The organism is Pseudomonas sp. MD195_PC81_125 (genome assembly GCF_014060985.1).
Classification (GTDB): Bacteria; Pseudomonadota; Gammaproteobacteria; order Pseudomonadales; family Pseudomonadaceae; genus Aquipseudomonas; species Aquipseudomonas parakoreensis.
Genome location: NZ_JABULD010000715.1, coordinates 1 through 620, shown reverse-complemented (window position 1 = coordinate 620; position 620 = coordinate 1). Strand labels below are relative to the sequence as shown.

The 620-nt window shown below is 52.4% G+C and carries 2 protein-coding genes; both read right to left on the bottom strand.

Annotated elements, in window-relative coordinates; all coding sequences use genetic code 11:
- Positions 1-104 precede the first annotated feature (104 nt).
- Positions 105-218, bottom strand: coding sequence for a cytochrome c oxidase subunit CcoM (ccoM, locus tag HT737_RS32455; RefSeq protein ID WP_041070550.1), 114 nt, complete (start codon positions 216-218; stop codon positions 105-107).
- Positions 219-346: 128 nt separating this feature from the next.
- Positions 347-520 (bottom strand): hypothetical protein, encoded by a 174-nt coding sequence (locus HT737_RS28240; protein ID WP_182404458.1) that lies wholly within the window; start codon positions 518-520, stop codon positions 347-349.
- Positions 521-620 lie beyond the last annotated feature (100 nt).

Here is a 620-nt window from a genome sequence, read left to right as displayed (position 1 = left end):
CCCCAAGAACATCGGTACGGCCCCAAAGGCCGCCAAGACAAAAAAAAAAAGGGCAACCGAAGTCGCCCAAAAATGCCTTGCGTGCTCATCAAACCCGAAAAGACCTACTTCTTGCGCTTATGCGCGTCCTTCCAGATAAAAAATCCAAACCCTGCAAAAAACAGAACCATGAGACCTACGGTCAGAACCCCGGCAAACACCACGTTATCGAAAAACATGACTGTGGCCTCCTGGCCCCTGCTTTGCTGCGATGGAGCTAAGTTAACCAATCGCGCAGGCGCAGAAATTGACCAGGATCAAGTCCGGTCAACACAGAGGATAAAGGCGGGAAAATAACTGACCTGCATCAAAGGATGCAGGGGGAGATCAACGCTTTTTTCGGTTTCTTTTTCGGCTTTTTCTGGGTTTTTCCCAACGGCATGGCCTGCTCGAAGGCCTTGCGCACTTCGTTCAGCCGCTTTTCGTTGAGATCATGCACACGCTTGGCGCGTTCAGTGCCGAGGTCGATCAGTTTTTTCATCTTGGCTCATGGCGTTCAGCGCATCACTTGGAAGAAAACACAACTGCCGCATCAGCGGCAGGGCTGCGCCAATCATGCAGCCTGACACCCGGCACCCCGA